This window comes from Streptomyces taklimakanensis (assembly GCF_009709575.1).
In the GTDB taxonomy this organism is placed as follows: Bacteria; Actinomycetota; Actinomycetes; order Streptomycetales; family Streptomycetaceae; genus Streptomyces; species Streptomyces taklimakanensis.
In genome coordinates this window covers 1504846-1520326 of record NZ_WIXO01000001.1, presented here as the reverse complement: position 1 = coordinate 1520326, position 15481 = coordinate 1504846, and the positions used below count along the sequence as shown (strand labels likewise).

Here is a 15481-nt window from a genome sequence, read left to right as displayed (position 1 = left end):
GGGCCCTATCGTACGGAAGGACGCCTGTCGGACTCCGGCGGGTGCGCGTACCCCATGCCGTCCCGCCGCCCGCGGCGCGGACCGCCTCCGCGGCCCCCGCCACCGCCGGCCGTCGTGCCCGCCGTCACGCGCCGTCAACGCCCGTCGGTGTCGAGCAGATGGGCCGTGACGCCGTCGGCGATGCCGTGGGCCGCCCGGTCCCGCCACGCCGGGTCGGTCAGCAGACCGGCGTCACGGGCGTCGCGCATGTTGCCGCACTCCAGGAACACCTTGGGCACCCGGGAGAGGTTCAGCCCGCCCAGGTCGCCGCGGGTCACCAGGCCGGTGTCGGCCACGGCCCCGCCCAGGTAGTCGGCCGTCCCGGTGCCGGTCGCCTCGGCGAAGGCGTCGACCAGGTGCCGGCCCAACCGGCGCGACGGGCCGGTGATCCCCGTGGTGTCGGCGGCGCCCGCCGTCACCCGCGCGGGGACGATCACGTGGAAGCCGCGGTTGCCCTCCCCGGAGCCGTCGGCGTGCACCGAGACGGCGGCGTCGGCCCCCGCCTCGTTGCCGATCACCGCGCGTTCGTCCACGCACGGCCCGAACGGACGGTCGCCGTCGTGGGTGAGGACCACCACGGCGCCCCGCTCCTCCAGCAGGGCGCGGGCGCGCCGCGTGACGTCGAGGGTGAACGCCGCCTCCGGGTAGCCGGCGTTCGTCGCGGTGCCGGTGGTGTCGCACTCCTTGCGGTGCGTGCCGACGTCCACCCGGCGCGCGATCTCGCGGACGTGCTCGCGGTTGCCCGGGTTGTGCCCGGGGTCGAGCACGACCACCCGGCCGCGCAGGGGTTCGTCGGGATCCTCCGCCCCGTCCCTCCCGTCGGGGCCCGCGGACCCGGAAGGGGACAGGGAGGGGGACAGGGAGGGGGAGGCAGCCGGCGAGGGCTCCTCGGCGGCCGCCGTCGAGGAGGAGGCCGTCGGGGAAGACGCCGCCGGGACGGGGGCCGCGCCGGGCGTCCGGTCGCCGTCCGCCCGCGTCGACCGCCACGCCACCCAGCCCGCCAGACAGACGGGCAGCACGATCGCGAGGACGACGAGCAGTCGTCTGCGGAGGGACATGGTCGGATCGTATCGGTGCCGCGCGACGCGTGGGGCCGCCGGTCAGATTCCCGGGCCGGTCCGCCGCAGCACACGCAGCGAGCGCACCGCGCGCTCCTCGACGAAGGCGCCCGACGCCAGCGCCCGGCGGTAGATCCGGTAGGGGGCTCGGCCGCCGTCGGCCGGGTCCGGGAAGACGTCGTGGACGACGAGCAGCCCGCCCTCGGCCAGGTGCGGCGCCCAGCCCTCGTAGTCGGCCGTGGCGTGCTCGTCGGTGTGACCGCCGTCGACGAACACCAGCCCGAGCGGACCGCCCCACACGGATGCCACCCGCGGCGAACGGCCGACGAGCGCGACGACGTGGTCCTCCAGCCCGGCGGCGTGCAGGGTGCGGCGGAAGAAGGGCAGGGTGTCCATCAGCCCGACCTCGGGGTCGACCAGCTCCGGGTCGTGGTACTCCCAGCCCGGCTGCTGCTCCTCGCTGCCCCGGTGGTGGTCGAGGGTGAGGACGGTCACGTCCCCCTCCGCCCGGCGCGCGGCGTCGGCCAGCAGGAGGGTGGAGCGACCGCAGTACGTGCCGATCTCCAGCAGCGGCAGTCCCAGCCGCGCCGCGTCGACGGCGGCGGCGTACAGCGCCAGCCCCTCGTCGGCGGGCATGAACCCCTTCGCCGCCTCGAAGGCGTCGAAGACCTCGGGCGACGGCTCCGGTGACGGCTTCTTCGACGATGTGACTGCGGACTGCACGGACGACCTCCTGACCCCTGCCGACCTGCCCGGATCCGGTCCGGTGGGTCCGGTGGCGGCGTCCCTCATGCTGCCGCACGGGCCGCCGGCCGGAGCGGGCGGGGTCGGCCGGGTGGAGGATCCGGCCCCCGTCCCGCCCCCGGCCCCGCAACGGGCCGGGCCCGGGACGCCGCGGGGTGTCGCGGTGTCCCGGGCCCGGGTGCCGGGGGTGGGGCGGGGGAGGGCCCGGTCAGCCGTCCCGGCCGTCCCGCTCCTGTGCGGAGGGGCGGCGGTGGCGGCCCTGGGCGGGCACCCGTGCCTCCTCGCCGACGGCGGCCGGGCCGCGGTGCCGGCCCCGGCCCTCGGTGGTCTCGCGGCTCGTCTCGGTCTGGGTCTGGGACATCGCGGAAGTACTCCGTGGATCGCGGTCTCTTCACTCCGTACCGGACCAGATCGTAGTAGTTCTACGATCTTCGTTCCGCATGGTTTCGCGCGAGGGGCGCCTGCTGCAACGGCACAGGTCGGAAGGGCAGTGGGCGCCCCATCGGTGGACCGATCGGTTCCGCTTCCGCCGGCTCCGGAGGGCGTCGGTCGCGGGGGCGGGGCAGCGGCGTGAACGGCGCGAACGGCGCGTGCGGGGAGGGCCCCGCCGGCGCTCTCGGAACCGGGCCCGGGGCGGGGTTCGACACGGAGTCCGACACGAAGTTCGACACGGAGCCCGACGCGGAGTCCGACGAGCGTGTCGCCGCTGCCGCCGGCGGCTCCGGCTCCGGGCGCGGCAGCGCGACGCGGGCCAGACCGCACCGCGTCTGACCCCCCGCGTACGGCAGCCGCAACTCGCCGTCGGTCGTCCACAGCCCCGTGCCGCGCACCCATCCGGGCGGGGCCGCCAGGTGCCGCAGCCTCCGCCGGGCCGGCCACCACACCGCCACCCACGTGCCGTTCGGTCCGTCCACGCGCAGCGCCACCGCGCAGCCCTCCGGGTCGAGGGCCTGGCCGGGCTGGACGGCGAAGGGAGTCAGCGCGACCCCGGGCGGACGCAGGGCGTCGGGGAAGCGAACGGGACGGTGACTGCCGAGCACCCCCCAGCCCAGCCGGGCCTCGCCCGGCGCGTCGGAGCGCACCAGGAGCAGCCCGCTGTCGGGGTCGGCCAGCAGCAGCCGGTCGTCGCTGTCGTCGGTGATCTGCAGCAGCGGCGACACCTCGCCGCCGCGTTCCAGATCGACGACGACGGTCTTGGTGCGGCCCGAGGCGTCGGTGCGGTCCAGGGCCAGCAACCGTCCCTCGCGGTCCAACCAGACCCCGCCCGAGCAGCGGCCGGACACCTCGGCGACCGGCTCGGGGCCGTGGGGGCCGCCGTGCACCAACCACACCGTCGTGCCGCGCTCGCCGGGGGAGAGGGCGTGGGCCGAGGCGCCGCGCGGCGTGGGCGGCAGCAGCCACAGCCGGTCGCGCTCCACGGTGCCCAGGTGCAGTTCGCCGGTGCCCGGACCGGTGGGGTAGAGCAGGGCCAGGTGGTGGCGGTCGGCGATCTTCCGGCGGATCAACACCCGCCCGTCGGACAGCGGCGACACCTCGGTGCCGGGCCCCTCCGGCCGCGGACCGGGCAACGGCACCGCGTACGGCTCGGGGCCGTCCAGGGTCCAGCGCTCGGGCGTTCGGCCCCGCCCGTCGCCGGCCGGGACGAGCCGGGCGGCGTAGGAGCCGTCCGCGGCGATCGCGAAGCCGGAGCACGCCGATCTCGCACCCTCACCGGGCGCGGCATCGACAGTACGGAGTGTCATCGTCCCATCACCTCCGGTCACGAAACTAGTTTTCGTGCCTCCCGGTGAGGGCGCGAGGAGGGCGCCTTCACACGTATGGGGGACAGAGGGCGGTTTCTCCGGAGAAACTGCCGTCCGATGTGCTGTGCGCGCCCCGGATGTCCCCGTCCCGTACGGGGCCGTCGCACGGGGGCGCGTGGAAGGTAACCTCTCACCCGTGCCTGCACTCTCCGATGTCATCGCCGCGCTCGACGAACTGTGGCCCCCCGAGCGGGCCGAGCAGTGGGACGCCGTCGGAACGGTCTGTGGAGACCCCGACGCCGAGGTGGGCCGGGTGCTGATCGCCGTCGACCCGGTGCGGGAGATCGCCGACGAGGCGGTGGAGCTCGGCGCCGACCTGCTGATCACCCACCACCCCCTCTACCTGCGCGGCACCACCACGGTCTTCGCCGGCACCTTCAAGGGCCGGGTCGTCCACACCCTGATCCGCGCCGGGATCGCCCTGCACGTCGCGCACACCAATGCCGACCGCGCCGCCCCCGGGGTCTCCGACGCCCTCGCCGAGGCCGTCGGGCTGCGGGTCACCGGCCCGCTGGTGCCCGACCCGACCGACCCCGCGGGCCGTCGCGGCCTGGGGCGGATCTGCGAACTGGACGCGCCCGAGCCGCTGGGACGCTTCGCCGAGCGGGTCGCGGCGGCCCTGCCCGCCACCGCCCAGGGCGTGCGGGCGGCCGGCGACCCCGACCGGCCGGTGCGCACCGTCGCGGTCTGCGGCGGCTCCGGCGACAGCCTCTTCGACGAGGTGCGGGCGGCCGGCGTCGACGCCTACGTCACCGCCGACCTCCGCCACCACCCGGCCTCCGAGGCCGTGCAGCACGGCACCCCCGACGGGGGACTCGCGCTGGTGGACGCCGCGCACTGGGCCACCGAGTGGCCCTGGTGCGAGCAGGCCGCCGCCCAGCTCGACGCGATCTCCGAGCGGCACGGCTGGGGACTGCGCGTCCACGTCTCCCGCACGGTCACCGACCCCTGGACCACCCACGCGGCCGCCGGCCCCGCCGCCGACACCGCCCCCACCACCATCACAGGAGCCCCCAACTGAACGCCGAGCCCGCCGACCAGATCCGCCTCCTCGACGTCCAGGCCCTGGACACCCGGCTCACCCAGCTCGCGCACCGCCGGAAGAACCTGCCCGAGCACGCCGAGATCGACGGCCTGAACGCCGACCTCGCCCAGGTGCGCGACCTGCTGGTCGCCGCGCAGACGGAGGAGAGCGACACCGCCCGCGAGCAGACCAAGGCCGAACAGGACGTCGACCAGGTGCGCAAGCGCGCCACCCGCGACCAGGAACGCCTGGACTCCGGCGCGGTCACCTCTCCCAAGGACCTGGAAAACCTCCAGAAGGAGATCGCCTCCCTCGCCAGGCGCCAGAGCGACCTGGAGGACGTCGTCCTGGAGATCATGGAGCGCCGCGAGTCCGCGCAGGAGCGGGCCGGAGAGCTGGCGCGGCGGGTGGAGTCCGTCCAGGCCAAGATCGACGACGCGGTGGCGCGGCGCGACGCGGCGCTGGCGGAGATCGACGCCGAGACCGCCACGGTGACCAAGGAACGCCAGGTGGTGGCCGGTTCCGTCCCCGCCGACCTGCTCAAGCTCTACGACAAGCTGCGCGACCAGCAGGGCGGCGTCGGCGCGGCCCGCCTCTACCAGCGGCGCTGCGAGGGCTGCCGCCTGGAGCTGAACATCACCGAGATCAACGAGATCCGCCAGGCCCCGGCGAACGCGGTGGTGCGCTGCGAGAACTGCCGCCGCGTCCTGGTGCGCACCCCCGAGTCCGGGCTGTGACGGCGCGTTCCCCCAGGACCCTCGTCGTGGAGGCCGACGGAGGGTCGCGCGGCAACCCGGGGCCGGCCGGGTACGGCGCCGTGGTCCGCGACGCCGGGACCGGGCAGGTCCTGTCGGAGACGGCCGCGTACATCGGCACCGCCACCAACAACGTCGCCGAGTACCGCGGTCTGATCGCGGGGCTGCGCGCGGCCCACGCGCTCGACCCGGAGGCGACGGTGCGGGTGCGCATGGACTCCAAACTGGTCGTCGAGCAGATGTCGGGACGCTGGAAGATCAAGCACCCCGACATGCGGCCGCTGGCCATGGAGGCGAGGTCCGTCTTCCCGCCGGAGGCGGTCGCCTACGAGTGGATCCCGCGCGAGAGCAACCGTCACGCGGACCGGCTGGCGAACGAGGCCATGGACGCCGGCCGCCGCGGCGAGACCTGGCAGCCGTCGACCTCCACCGCGGAACTCGCCGCCCCCGCCCCGGAGCCCACCGCCGCCCCGGAGCCCGCCCCCGCACCGGCCGGCGCCGAGGGTTCCGCCGAGGCGCGGGCGGCGGCGCGGGCCGCCGTGCGCCGGGCGGTGGACGGCGCACGGGACACCTCCCGCACACCGGGCCCGGAACGACGGGGCGCGGAAACCGACCCCACGGCACCCGAGGCCGCCGCCGCCCCCCGGGGCTGGGCGGCGGACCTGGGCACCCCCACCACCCTCGTGCTGCTGCGGCACGGCGAGACCCCGCTCACCCCGCACAAGCGCTTCTCCGGGAGCAACGGCACCGATCCGGAGCTGTCGGACACCGGGCACCGCCAGGCCGAGGCGGCCGCCGCCGCGCTCGCGGCACGCGGCACGGTCCAGGCCGTCGTCAGCTCCCCGCTGACCCGCTGTCGCCAGACCGCACAGGCGGTGGCCGACCGCCTCGGCCTGGCGGTGGAGATCGACGAGGATCTGCGCGAGGCCGACTTCGGGGCCTGGGAGGGGCTGAGCTTCGCCGAGGTGCGCGAACGCCACCCCGAGGATCTGAACGCCTGGCTGGCCTCCCCCCACACGGCCCCCACCGGCGGCGAGTCGTTCGCGTCCGTCGCCCGCCGCGTCGAGGCCGCCCGCGACCGGCTCCTGGAACGTCACCGGGGCCGCACCGTGCTGGTCGTCTCGCACGTCACGCCCGTCAAGGTCCTGGCCTGCCGGGCCCTGGGCGCCCCGCTGGAGTCGCTGTTCCGGATCGAACTGTCGGCCGCCTCCCTGACGGCGGTGGCGTACTACGCCGACGGCAACGCCTCGCTGCGGCTGCTCAACGACACCTCCCACCTGCGCTGACGTCCCCCTCCGCCGGGCGTCGGCGCGGCCCGTCCAGGCGGGCCGCCTCGCGGGCCAGGCGCTCGACGCGAGCCCAGTCCCGGGCGCGCACCGCCTCGGACGGCAGCATCCAACTCCCGCCGACGCAGGCCACGTTGGGGAGGTCCAGATAGGCCCCCGCCGTGTCCGGGGCGATGCCGCCGGTCGGGCAGAACCGCACCGCCGGCAACGGCGAGGCCAGCGACGCCAGATACGCCGGGCCGCCCGCGGCGCGGGCCGGGAAGAACTTCATCTGGGTCACCCCCCGCTCCAACAGCGCCATGGCCTCGGACGCGGTGGACACCCCCGGCAGGAACGGCACCGCCGAGGCACGCGCCGCCTCCAACAGTCGCCCGGTGCAGCCGGGGGAGACCAGGAAGCGGGCCCCGGCGTCCGCGGCCGCCGCCACCTGCCCGGCGTCCAGCACCGTGCCCGCGCCGACCACGGCCTCGGGCACCTCCGCCGCGACCCTGCGGAGCGCCGCCAGGGCGCCCGGGGTGCGCAGCGTGATCTCGACCGCGCGCAGACCGCCCGCCACCAGCGCCCGGGCCGCCGCGACGGCGTCACCGGGATCGGCGCCGTCCTCCAGGACGACGACCGGCAGCACGGGACCGTCGATCAGGGAGAGCGGAAGGGGCGGAGGGGGCGGAGGGGACGGAGAGGACGAGGAGGGCACGGGCGGTGGGGACGGCGCGGTGGTCATGGCGCCATCCTGCCGCCCCGCTTTCACACTCCGCAACGGATGTTGCGCATGCTGCAACGCACGGTGAGGAATGACGGCCGTACGACCCTCGCACCCCGGTTCACACCTCGGTGACCACCACGTCCAGCCGCCACGAGGTGCCGCCCTTCGCCGGGGCCGCGCACTCCACCGTGTACCCCAGCCCGCGCAGCACCTCGACCAACTCCGCCGGACCGTCCGGCTCCGCACCGCTCCGCAGCAGCGCGCGGACGATCCGCCCCTTGGTGGCCTTGTTGAAGTGGCTGACCACCGACCGCTTCTCCACGCCGTCGACGACCTTCGACTGGAGCACCCGCACCGTCGCGGTGCGCTCGGCGAGCCCGCCCTTCGGCTTCCACATCGCCCCGTACGCCGCCGACCGCAGGTCCAGCACCACCCCGTCGCCCGCCGCCTCGGGCAGCACCGCCGCCAGCGGCTCCCGCCAGTGGCGGCCCAGGTTCCCCAGCCCCGGCAGCCGCACCCCGCCCGAGCAGCGGTAGGGCGGGATCGGGTCGTCGATCCGCACCGCGCCCCACAGTCCGGAGAACACCAGCAACCGGCGCCCGGCCCGCTCCCGCTCCGCCGCGTCCAGCGAGGGCAGGTCCAGCGCGTCGTAGAGCACACCGGTGTAGACCTCGCCCGCCGGCAGCGTCGGCGCCGTCCGCAGCGCGGCGTTGCGCGCCACCTCGCCGCGCAGCCCCTCGCTCAACCCGAGCACCTCGCGGGCCTTCTCCTCGTCGGCCGAGCAGAGCTCCACCAACTCCTCCAGCACCGCCTCGCGGGCGGCCGTCAGGCCGGGCAGCGAGAGCGCGCCCAGATCGAGCGCGGGGCCGGTGGCCCCGGTGGCCTTGCCCTCGGACGGCGGCAGCAGGACGAGCACGGTGTTCTCCTCACAGGTGGTACGTGCGCCACGGCGACCGGCGCGCTCAGCAGCGTACGTCCGCTCGGCGGACGCGATGGTTCCGGGCGGCGGGTGCCGACGGCGGTGACGGGTAGCCGAGCCGGGGTGAAGCACTTTCCGGGCATCGGGACGCCCCATGCCGAAGGATCCCGTCAACCCCTGTGGACCTGGCCCGCCGTCGGCGGCGTCTGCGCCTTCGCCGCGGCGCTGGTGCTGGGGCCGCTGCGGCCCGCGGCCGGCAGCGCGCTGTCGGGCCTGTGGCCCGGCGACGTCAACTCCGCCTCCACGGCGATCCAGGCGGTGGCCACCGCATCCGTCACGGTGACCACCCTGACCTTCAGCGTCACCGTGGTGACGCTGCAGATCGCCTCGCAGCAGTTCTCGCCCCGGCTGCTGCGGCGGTACGCGCGCGACAGGGTGATCAAGTCCGTCCTGGCCGTCCTGATCGCCACGTCCGTGTTCGCGCTCACGACCCTGGCCTTCCTCGACGCGAAGCAGCCGGTGCCCACCGTCTCGGTGTTCCTCGCCTGCACGCTCGGTGTCGCGTCGCTGGCGGCCGTGCTGGCGTTCCTCTCCCACATCGTCCGCGAGGTGCGGGTGGACTCCATGATGGTGTCCGTCCACGACGAGACCGGCCAGGCGATCAGGATGTTCTACCCCGGCCGGGACGAACCGGCCCGGCTCTCCCCGGAAGAGCTCGGCCTGGACGAGGCGCCCGGCACGACGGTGTACGGGCGGAGCAGCGGCTTCGTTCGGCTGGTCCGCGTCGACAGGCTGGTGGCGGGCGCGCGGCGCGGGGAGGCCGTGGTGCGGCTCCTCGTCCGGCCCGGCGACCTGGTCGTCGCCGGGACCCCGGTCGCCACCGTGTGGAGGCGCGATCCGTCCACCGGGGCACTGGGCCCACACCCCGGGGAGGGGCCCGCGGTCGATGCGATCCACGACACCGTGCTGCTCGGCTACGAGCGGACCCTGGAGCAGGACGTGGCCTTCGGCTTCCGCCAGCTGGAGGACATCGCGGTCAAGGCGGTGTCGCCGGGCATCAACGACCCCGTCTCCGCCATCACCGCCATCGGCCACATGGCCGACCTACTGGTGAAGCTCGCCGGGTGCCGCCTGGGGGCGACCGCGCACAGGGACGGGGACGGCGTCGGGCGAGCGGTCGTCCCGGACCGCGACCTGCGGTACTACCTCGATCTGACCTGCGGGCAACTGCGGCGCTTCGCCGCCGCCGAACCCACCGTCCTGGCGGCGCTGCTGCGCATGCTGCGCGACCTGGCCACGGCCGTGCGCGACGAGCCGTCCGCCGCGGAGACCCGGCGGGCGGCGGACCTGGTCCTGGAGACGCTGGCCCCCTCCGTCGGGCCCCGGGACGCCGAACAGATCCACGATCTCCACGGACGCGTCCTGGCGGCGCTGGACGGGCGGACGGCCGAGGCGTACCTGGACCGCAGCGGCGAGACGCGGTCGGCGTAGCGGCCCGCCCTCCCGAACCGGGGGGCGGGCGGAGGCATACGGTTCCGCCGGACGGGCACCCACGCGCGGAGAAGGAACGCCCCGGTGATCCCGTCGGGGGATCCGTCCGGGTGAGGGGCGGCGGTCCGACACGGCCGCCCGGAAGGCACCGGACGGCCGGGGAAGCGAGGAACACATGGCCAGGCAGGACAGGAACCGCGACGAGGACCTGGCGGAGGTCGCCCGGGAACGCAACCGCCATCTGTCCGGGGAGACCGCCAAGGGCCGCGTCGACCCGGCCGCCGCGGGCGGACGGGCGAAGCGGGAGAAGACCTCGGGTGGCGGAGACACCTCCGGGAAGGGAACCGGGAACGTCCGGGGCACCGAGGGCATGCCCCGCTCCGGCGCCGACCTCGGCGACCGCAGCACCGGCGGCGAGGCCGCCCGTGAGGCGATCGGGGCCGACCCGGCCGAGTCCGGCGGCGAGACGAAGGACCGCAGCACCGGGAAGTCCACCCGGAAGGAGATGTTCGGCGACGAGGAGAAATCCTGACGGACGGAGGGCGCCCGGCCCGTGACGGGTCGGGCGCCGGCGCCGGTCAGCCGGCGGAGGCGGTCCGGACCCCGCCCGCCTCCCGGAGAGCGGCGACCGTCGCACGCGGGTCGTCGGCGCAGAAGCGCACCACCCGGGCCCGCTCCCGGCCGCCCAGCGGCCGGACCACCTCCACGGGCGTGTCCAGCTCCACCGTCACCGTGGTCCGCCCACCGACCACCAGCTCCATCACCCCGTCCGCGACCCGGAGCAGCCGGCCCGAAGGGAAACGGTGCTCCACCCGCGCCGAGACGATCAGCCCGGCCGGCACCCGCACGTCCACCAGCGCGCCGTACCGCACCCGCAGGGAGCCGTCCGCGCCCACCACGTGCGGGCGCACCGCGCAGGCGGCGTGCAGCCCCAGCAGCATCACCGCGCCCCACCCGTCCAGCACCAGCACCACCAGGTGGACCACCGGCCAGGGGAGCAGCACCGCCATGCCCACCGTCTCCACCACCGTCACGAACAGCAGCCCGTACACCAGCGGCGCCTGACCGGCCGCGTACCCGGCGACCGTGTCCCCGGCGCCCACCCCGTGCGGACGCCGGACCACCCAGCGGGCCAGGCTCGCCATCACCAGCAGTTCATGGGCCACCAGCCGCCGCACCGGGGCGGGCACGGCGCCCCGCACGGCCGCGCGCGCCGCCTCCCGGCGCCCCAGGCCCCGCCCGCGCGCCCGCCGCCACAGCCGCGCGACGGTCACCGCCTCCGCGCCCAGCGCACACCCCACCAGCACCTCGGCGAACACCACCAGCGGCACCGGCACCGCGACCCCGGCCGCCAGGCAGACCACCAGCGCCAGCTCGGCCGGCACCACCGTGAGCAGGGCCCACCGGCCCCACCGACCCCGTCGCGCCGCCCGCCCCGCCGGGCTCACCGGGCGCGCTCCGCCAGCAGCCGCATCGCCTGCCGCAGCACCTCCGCCTGGGCCGGGGAGAAGTCGGCGAACAACACCTTGGCGAAACCACCGGGAGCGTCCGAGCCGGACGCGGTGCCCGACCGACCCGCAACCGTCTCCAGCACCGCGTCCGGTACGGCGTCCGCCACCGCCCGCGCCGCCTGCGCCACGCGCGGATCGTCCGCCTCGGCTTCCGCCAGCCCGTCCAGCAGCGCGTACACCTCGTACATCCGGGCCATCGCCGCCGGATCGCCGCCCACGGACCCCAGCGCGGCGACCAGCTCCCGGCCGGCCTCGGGCGGCATGGTCGTCTCCAACAGGGCCAGCAACTCCCGCTCCCGGGCCGCCATCGACGGCTCGGGGCCGGGCAGGTCCGCCGCGGCCCGGCCCATCTCGCCGAAGAGCGCGGCCAGTGCGGGGGAGACCGGCCCCTCGGCCGGCAGTTCGCCGCGCTCGGCCAGCCGCAGCAACGCGCGCACCCGGGCCCGCCGCGCGCGCAGCGCCTCCTCCTGCCGGGCCAGATCGGCGTCCAGTTCGGCCAGTACCTCGCGCAGCTCGCTCCCGGCTCCAAAAGCGCCGACGGCCAGGACGTCGCGGACCTCCTCCAGGCTCAACCCCAGCTCCGTCAGCCGCCGCACCCGGGCCAGCAGCACCGCGTCGCGCAGCCCGTACTCGCGGTAGCCGTTCGCGCGCCGCGCCGGCTCGGGCAGCAGGCCCAGCTGGTGGTAGTGCCGCACGGTGCGGGTGGTGACCCCCGCCAGGGCGGCCAGTTCGCCGATCCTCATGGGGCCGAGTCAACACATTGACGCCGCGACAAGGTCAAGGGAGGACCGGGCGCCCGGCGGCCCGGCCGGCGACGGGTAGCATGGGCGGTACGGCAGACGAGTCGTGCGGGCGGTCGCGGCGGAATCCCTCCGGGGTGAACGTCGAGGAACGTCCGGGCTCCACAGGGCAGGGTGGTGGGTAACGCCCACCCGGGGTGACCCGCGGGAAAGTGCCACAGAAAACAGACCGCCGGGGGCCTCACCGCCCCCGGTAAGGGTGAAACGGTGGTGTAAGAGACCACCAGCGCCCAGGGTGACCTGGGCGGCTCGGTAAACCCCACCCGGAGCAAGGTCAAGAGGGGTTGCCGTCCCGGCAGGGACGGCGGCTCTGCGCGGATGATCGAGGGCGGCCCGCCCGAGTCCGCGGGTAGACCGCACGAGGCCGGTGGCGACACCGGTCCCAGATGGATGACCGCCTCCCGGCGGGCCGCGAGGCCCACCGGAGACAGAACCCGGCGTACAGCGCGACTCGTCTGCCGCCGTTCGGCGGGGGCGACCGGGCCGGTTGCCCCGGGCGGGAGCGGAGGGCGACACCCCTCGGCCGAGCCGCGGTGCCGCGGGTCAGGACGGGGCGTCCGTACCGGTCGGCAGCACCGCTTCCGGTGATTCGGGCAGGGTCTGGCCGCCGTCGACGGTGATGGCCTGTCCCGTGATGAACGACGCCCGTTCACCGGCGAGGAACTCCACCACGTCGGCGATCTCCTGCGGTCGGGCGAGGCGGCCCAGGGGAACGGTCGCGGCCATCTGGGCGAGGTAGGCCTCCCCCAACTCCTCGAGCCCCTCGGTCAACACGTTGCCGGGAGCCACCGCGTTCACGGTGATGCCGTACGGGGCGAGCTCCAGCGCGGCCGTCCGCATGAAGCCCAGTTGTGCGGCCTTGCTCGCGCCGTAGTGGCTCCAGCCCGGAAAGCCGGTGAGTGGGCCCGTAATCGAGGACGTCAACACGATCCGGCCGCGTCCGGACTCCCGCAGCAGCGGCACGCACGCCGTGACGGCGAGTATCTGGCTCTCCACGTTGGTGGCGAAGACCTCGCGTACGTCGGCGTGCGTCATGTCCGCCAGCGGCTTGTTGGGGAAGACACCGGCGTTGAGGCACAGCACGTCCAGGCCGCCGAGCGAGGTCCGGGCGGACTCGGCCAACCGGTGTGCGAAGTCGCGCTCGGTGACGTCGAGGGCCAGCCCCTCCACGGTCTGCCCGGCACGGCGCCCGGCTGCCCGGAAGGTCTCCAGCACGCGCTCCGGAACGCTGCGCCCGGTCAGCAGGACGTCCGCCCCGGCGGTCACGAACGTGGAGGTGATCGCGGCGCCGATGCCGCGCGTGCCGCCGACGACGGCGACCTTCGCGGGTAAGGGGTTGTCCATGTGGCCTGCCTCGTCTCCTGTGTGGGCCGGACGCGGGGTCCGACCGGGTCCCGCGGTGTGCGGTGGTGGTTTCGAGGTGAAGGATGTCCCACCGTGGGCGGCGTCATGCCGGCTCCGGCGGATCGGGCGTCGCGTACGCCGCACGGGTCCGCGCCGCACGGGGGGATCAGCCGGGCAGCGGCAGTTCGGCGAGCATGACGGCGAAGAGCGGGGAGTCCGCGAAGGGCTGCCGCTCGCCGACCTTCCGGTAGCCCCACGACTCGTACAGGGCCTGCACCTTGGGGCGCTTGACGTCCACCAGCAGGACGGCCAGGTCCTCGCCGCGCTTCGCCAGCAGCCCATGGTGCAGGAGCCGGGAGGCGCCGGTCTTGCGCCAGCGCGGGCGCACCATCAGCTCCGAGACGGCGAACGTGTCGGACGCCTCGGGAGCCGGGTCCAGGTACTCCCGCCACCACTCGCGGCCGGGCGTGGCCGGTGCGCCGTAGGCGTAGCCCACCGGCTCGCCGCCGTCGTAACCGATCAGGCAGGAGAAGCCGGGATTGCCGCCCCAGTGGTCCACGAACCAGGGGAAGCGCTGGACGAACGGATCGTCCAGCCGGTCCACGTAGGCGTCGGCGTGCACGTCCAGGAGGGTCTGCCGGATCTCCGGCAGGTCGTCGTGGGTGTAGTGGCGCAGATCCAGGCCGGCGGCGATCGTCATGCGAGGGTCCATTCGGTGCGGTGGCGGTCGGCCCACTCCCGTGCGGCGGCGGAGTCGGGGGCGATGGTGATCAGGTCGCGGTGGAAGTCGCCGAGCAGGGAACGCATCCTGCCCGGGAGAGGGTCGCCCTCCATCAGATCGAAAACCGTCTCGGCGGTGGCGCACGCCTGCTCGACATCGCGCTGGTGGAGTTGTGCCAGGGCGAGCCACGCCGTGCCCATGGCCCGGTTGCGGCGGAACCGGGCAGGGGTGGCGGCCAGATCCTTGTGAGAGGCGGCCTCGGCCCTGGCCGGATCACCGAGTCGGCCGTGAATGATCGAGGTGAGTCCGTACAACTCCCCAGGGCCGTAGAAGACGGCCCAACTCGGCCGAGACGTTTGCAGATCGGCCTTGGCCAGGGCCTCTTCGGCATACCCGAGAGACCGCAGGGCGGCTTGGCGGTCACCGAGATAGGCATGGCCGGTTGCGGTGCGGGCGTGGGCGAGCGAGGCGAAGAACGGGTCACGGCGGGCGGCGGTGGTGGTCTGTGCTGCCTGCGCGGCGTCCACGACCTGCGTGTAGTCTCCGCTCTCACGGGCCAGCATCGCGTACGAGTTCCACACCCTCAGCTCCGCAGTGTGGTTCCTGGACATCCGTGACAGGTACAGCGCGCGATCCAGATACTGCTGAGCCTGCTTGCGGTGACGGGCATCGATCGCGGACCAGGCGGCGGCTGCTGTGTAGTCGGCCGCCACGCCGAACAGGCGTTGCCTCACGCGCTGGGAGGCCGCCCGCTCCTGCATCCCCAGCGCCTGGGCGGCGCCGGACAGAGCCGCCCGTTCCAGGCTTTCGTGCCCGCCCCGGGTGTGGTCCAGAGTGGTCAGCGTCTCCAGGCCCTCGCGGAGCCGGATCACGTCGGAGGTGCCGACGGAGGACGGTCGGGCGGCGGCGACCAGGGGGACGGCTGCGGCGGTCGTCCCGGTGGTGGCGGTGAGGAAATGGCGGCGTCGCACGGGCTCCTCCTGCTCCGGTGAGGGCGCGGTGCCGCATCCGCCCGCCGGAGGTGTGAAGCCCAACTCCTCGACGGCGCAACCGAACACCGCTTCTAAAGCCTGCCTCTGCCGAGCATGCGGCCAAACCGTCTTTCCGGCCAGCCAGTTGCGCACCGTCCGGTCGCTGACGGTGCCCTCGTGCCCGTCGGAGCGCAGCCGGAGATTGACGGCCTCGGCCAACTCCTCCTGGGTGAGGCCCGCTTCGAGCATGCGACTTCTGAGGTACTGGTTCCTCTGCACTGACTCAAAGTAGCCACTCGGAGGCACTGCGTAG

The 15481-nt window shown here is 75.0% G+C and carries 16 protein-coding genes and 1 other RNA gene; 6 read left to right on the top strand and 11 right to left on the bottom strand.

Annotation, left to right across the window (positions count from 1 at the left end):
• Positions 1-134: 134 nt before the first annotated feature.
• The 4 genes from F0L17_RS06710 to F0L17_RS06700 form a co-directional block, all read right to left on the bottom strand.
• Positions 135-1097 carry an N-acetylmuramoyl-L-alanine amidase gene (locus F0L17_RS06710; RefSeq protein WP_155070348.1) on the bottom strand — a complete coding sequence of 321 codons (963 nt, stop codon included), beginning with the start codon at positions 1095-1097 and terminating at the stop codon, positions 135-137.
• Positions 1098-1139: 42 nt separating this feature from the next.
• The gene (locus F0L17_RS06705) at positions 1140-1733 is read right to left on the bottom strand and encodes a class I SAM-dependent methyltransferase (protein WP_238420348.1); all 594 of its coding nucleotides are present in this window, start codon (positions 1731-1733) and stop codon (positions 1140-1142) included.
• A 316-nt stretch (positions 1734-2049) separates the two neighbouring features.
• Positions 2050-2202, bottom strand: a complete 153-nt coding sequence (locus F0L17_RS26995; protein ID WP_202917844.1) for a hypothetical protein — start codon at positions 2200-2202, stop codon at positions 2050-2052.
• A 61-nt stretch (positions 2203-2263) separates the two neighbouring features.
• On the bottom strand, positions 2264-3583 hold the full coding sequence (locus tag F0L17_RS06700; RefSeq protein ID WP_155070346.1) for a hypothetical protein: 1320 nt from the start codon (positions 3581-3583) through the stop codon (positions 2264-2266).
• Positions 3584-3779: 196 nt separating this feature from the next.
• Here F0L17_RS06700 and F0L17_RS26990 point away from each other — a divergent pair, with 196 nt between their 5' ends.
• Genes F0L17_RS26990 through F0L17_RS26980 form a run of 3 tightly spaced genes read left to right on the top strand, consistent with a single transcriptional unit; the run spans position 3780 to position 6708 of the window.
• Positions 3780-4664, top strand: a complete 885-nt coding sequence (locus tag F0L17_RS26990) for a Nif3-like dinuclear metal center hexameric protein (protein WP_338017983.1) — start codon at positions 3780-3782, stop codon at positions 4662-4664.
• Positions 4661-5404 (top strand): zinc ribbon domain-containing protein, encoded by a 744-nt coding sequence (locus F0L17_RS26985; protein ID WP_202917958.1) that lies wholly within the window; start codon positions 4661-4663, stop codon positions 5402-5404. The genes F0L17_RS26990 and F0L17_RS26985 overlap by 4 nt, the downstream gene beginning before the upstream one ends.
• Positions 5405-5430: 26 nt before the next feature.
• Positions 5431-6708 carry a bifunctional RNase H/acid phosphatase gene (locus tag F0L17_RS26980; RefSeq protein ID WP_338017982.1) on the top strand — a complete coding sequence of 426 codons (1278 nt, stop codon included), beginning with the start codon at positions 5431-5433 and terminating at the stop codon, positions 6706-6708.
• Here the strand turns inward: F0L17_RS26980 and eda are convergent.
• The gene (gene eda, locus F0L17_RS06690; protein WP_155070345.1) at positions 6683-7429 is read right to left on the bottom strand and encodes a bifunctional 4-hydroxy-2-oxoglutarate aldolase/2-dehydro-3-deoxy-phosphogluconate aldolase; all 747 of its coding nucleotides are present in this window, start codon (positions 7427-7429) and stop codon (positions 6683-6685) included. The two genes, F0L17_RS26980 and eda, sit on opposite strands and share 26 nt — an antisense overlap.
• Before the next feature lie 100 nt (positions 7430-7529).
• Positions 7530-8327: a peroxide stress protein YaaA gene (gene yaaA, locus F0L17_RS06685; protein ID WP_162465895.1), complete on the bottom strand. Its 798-nt coding sequence runs from the start codon at positions 8325-8327 to the stop codon at positions 7530-7532.
• A 126-nt stretch (positions 8328-8453) separates the two neighbouring features.
• Between yaaA and F0L17_RS06680 the strand changes: the two genes are divergently transcribed.
• Entirely contained in the window at positions 8454-9821 is a 1368-nt protein-coding gene (locus F0L17_RS06680; protein WP_155070343.1) for a DUF2254 family protein, read from the top strand.
• Positions 9822-9996: 175 nt separating this feature from the next.
• Positions 9997-10353 (top strand): hypothetical protein, encoded by a 357-nt coding sequence (locus F0L17_RS06675; protein ID WP_155070342.1) that lies wholly within the window; start codon positions 9997-9999, stop codon positions 10351-10353.
• A gap of 46 nt (positions 10354-10399) precedes the next feature.
• Here F0L17_RS06675 and F0L17_RS06670 read toward each other — a convergent pair whose 3' ends face one another.
• Together F0L17_RS06670 and F0L17_RS06665 are read right to left on the bottom strand one after the other, a co-directional pair.
• Positions 10400-11269, bottom strand: a complete 870-nt coding sequence (locus tag F0L17_RS06670) for a hypothetical protein (protein WP_338017981.1) — start codon at positions 11267-11269, stop codon at positions 10400-10402.
• Positions 11266-12075 (bottom strand): MerR family transcriptional regulator, encoded by an 810-nt coding sequence (locus F0L17_RS06665; protein WP_155070341.1) that lies wholly within the window; start codon positions 12073-12075, stop codon positions 11266-11268. Before F0L17_RS06665 ends, F0L17_RS06670 begins: the two co-directional genes overlap by 4 nt.
• Positions 12076-12172: 97 nt before the next feature.
• On the opposite strand from F0L17_RS06665, the gene rnpB reads away from it, so the two are divergent.
• Positions 12173-12590, top strand: an RNA gene (rnpB, locus tag F0L17_RS06660) — RNase P RNA component class A.
• An 85-nt stretch (positions 12591-12675) separates the two neighbouring features.
• On the opposite strand, the gene F0L17_RS06655 is transcribed toward rnpB, so the two are convergent.
• The 3 genes from F0L17_RS06655 to F0L17_RS06645 form a co-directional block, all read right to left on the bottom strand.
• Entirely contained in the window at positions 12676-13476 is an 801-nt protein-coding gene (locus F0L17_RS06655) for an SDR family NAD(P)-dependent oxidoreductase (protein WP_155070340.1), read from the bottom strand.
• Between the two features lie 166 nt (positions 13477-13642).
• The gene (locus F0L17_RS06650; RefSeq protein WP_238419272.1) at positions 13643-14176 is read right to left on the bottom strand and encodes a GNAT family N-acetyltransferase; all 534 of its coding nucleotides are present in this window, start codon (positions 14174-14176) and stop codon (positions 13643-13645) included.
• A complete protein-coding gene (locus F0L17_RS06645) occupies positions 14173-15417 on the bottom strand; it encodes a helix-turn-helix transcriptional regulator (protein ID WP_155070338.1) in 1245 nt (414 codons plus the stop codon). The genes F0L17_RS06650 and F0L17_RS06645 overlap by 4 nt, the downstream gene beginning before the upstream one ends.
• Positions 15418-15481 lie beyond the last annotated feature (64 nt).

Coding starts and splice junctions, on each gene's coding strand:
- F0L17_RS06710 (WP_155070348.1), bottom strand. CDS start 1,097: ATGTCCCTCCGCAGACGACTGCTCGTCGTCCTCGCGATCGTGCTGCCC.
- F0L17_RS06705 (WP_238420348.1), bottom strand. CDS start 1,733: ATGCCCGCCGACGAGGGGCTGGCGCTGTACGCCGCCGCCGTCGACGCG.
- F0L17_RS26995 (WP_202917844.1), bottom strand. CDS start 2,202: ATGTCCCAGACCCAGACCGAGACGAGCCGCGAGACCACCGAGGGCCGG.
- F0L17_RS06700 (WP_155070346.1), bottom strand. CDS start 3,583: ATGACACTCCGTACTGTCGATGCCGCGCCCGGTGAGGGTGCGAGATCG.
- eda (WP_155070345.1), bottom strand. CDS start 7,429: ATGACCACCGCGCCGTCCCCACCGCCCGTGCCCTCCTCGTCCTCTCCG.
- F0L17_RS06675 (WP_155070342.1), top strand. CDS start 9,997: ATGGCCAGGCAGGACAGGAACCGCGACGAGGACCTGGCGGAGGTCGCC.
- F0L17_RS06665 (WP_155070341.1), bottom strand. CDS start 12,075: ATGAGGATCGGCGAACTGGCCGCCCTGGCGGGGGTCACCACCCGCACC.
- F0L17_RS06655 (WP_155070340.1), bottom strand. CDS start 13,476: ATGGACAACCCCTTACCCGCGAAGGTCGCCGTCGTCGGCGGCACGCGC.
- F0L17_RS06650 (WP_238419272.1), bottom strand. CDS start 14,176: ATGACGATCGCCGCCGGCCTGGATCTGCGCCACTACACCCACGACGAC.
- F0L17_RS06645 (WP_155070338.1), bottom strand. CDS start 15,417: ATGCTCGAAGCGGGCCTCACCCAGGAGGAGTTGGCCGAGGCCGTCAAT.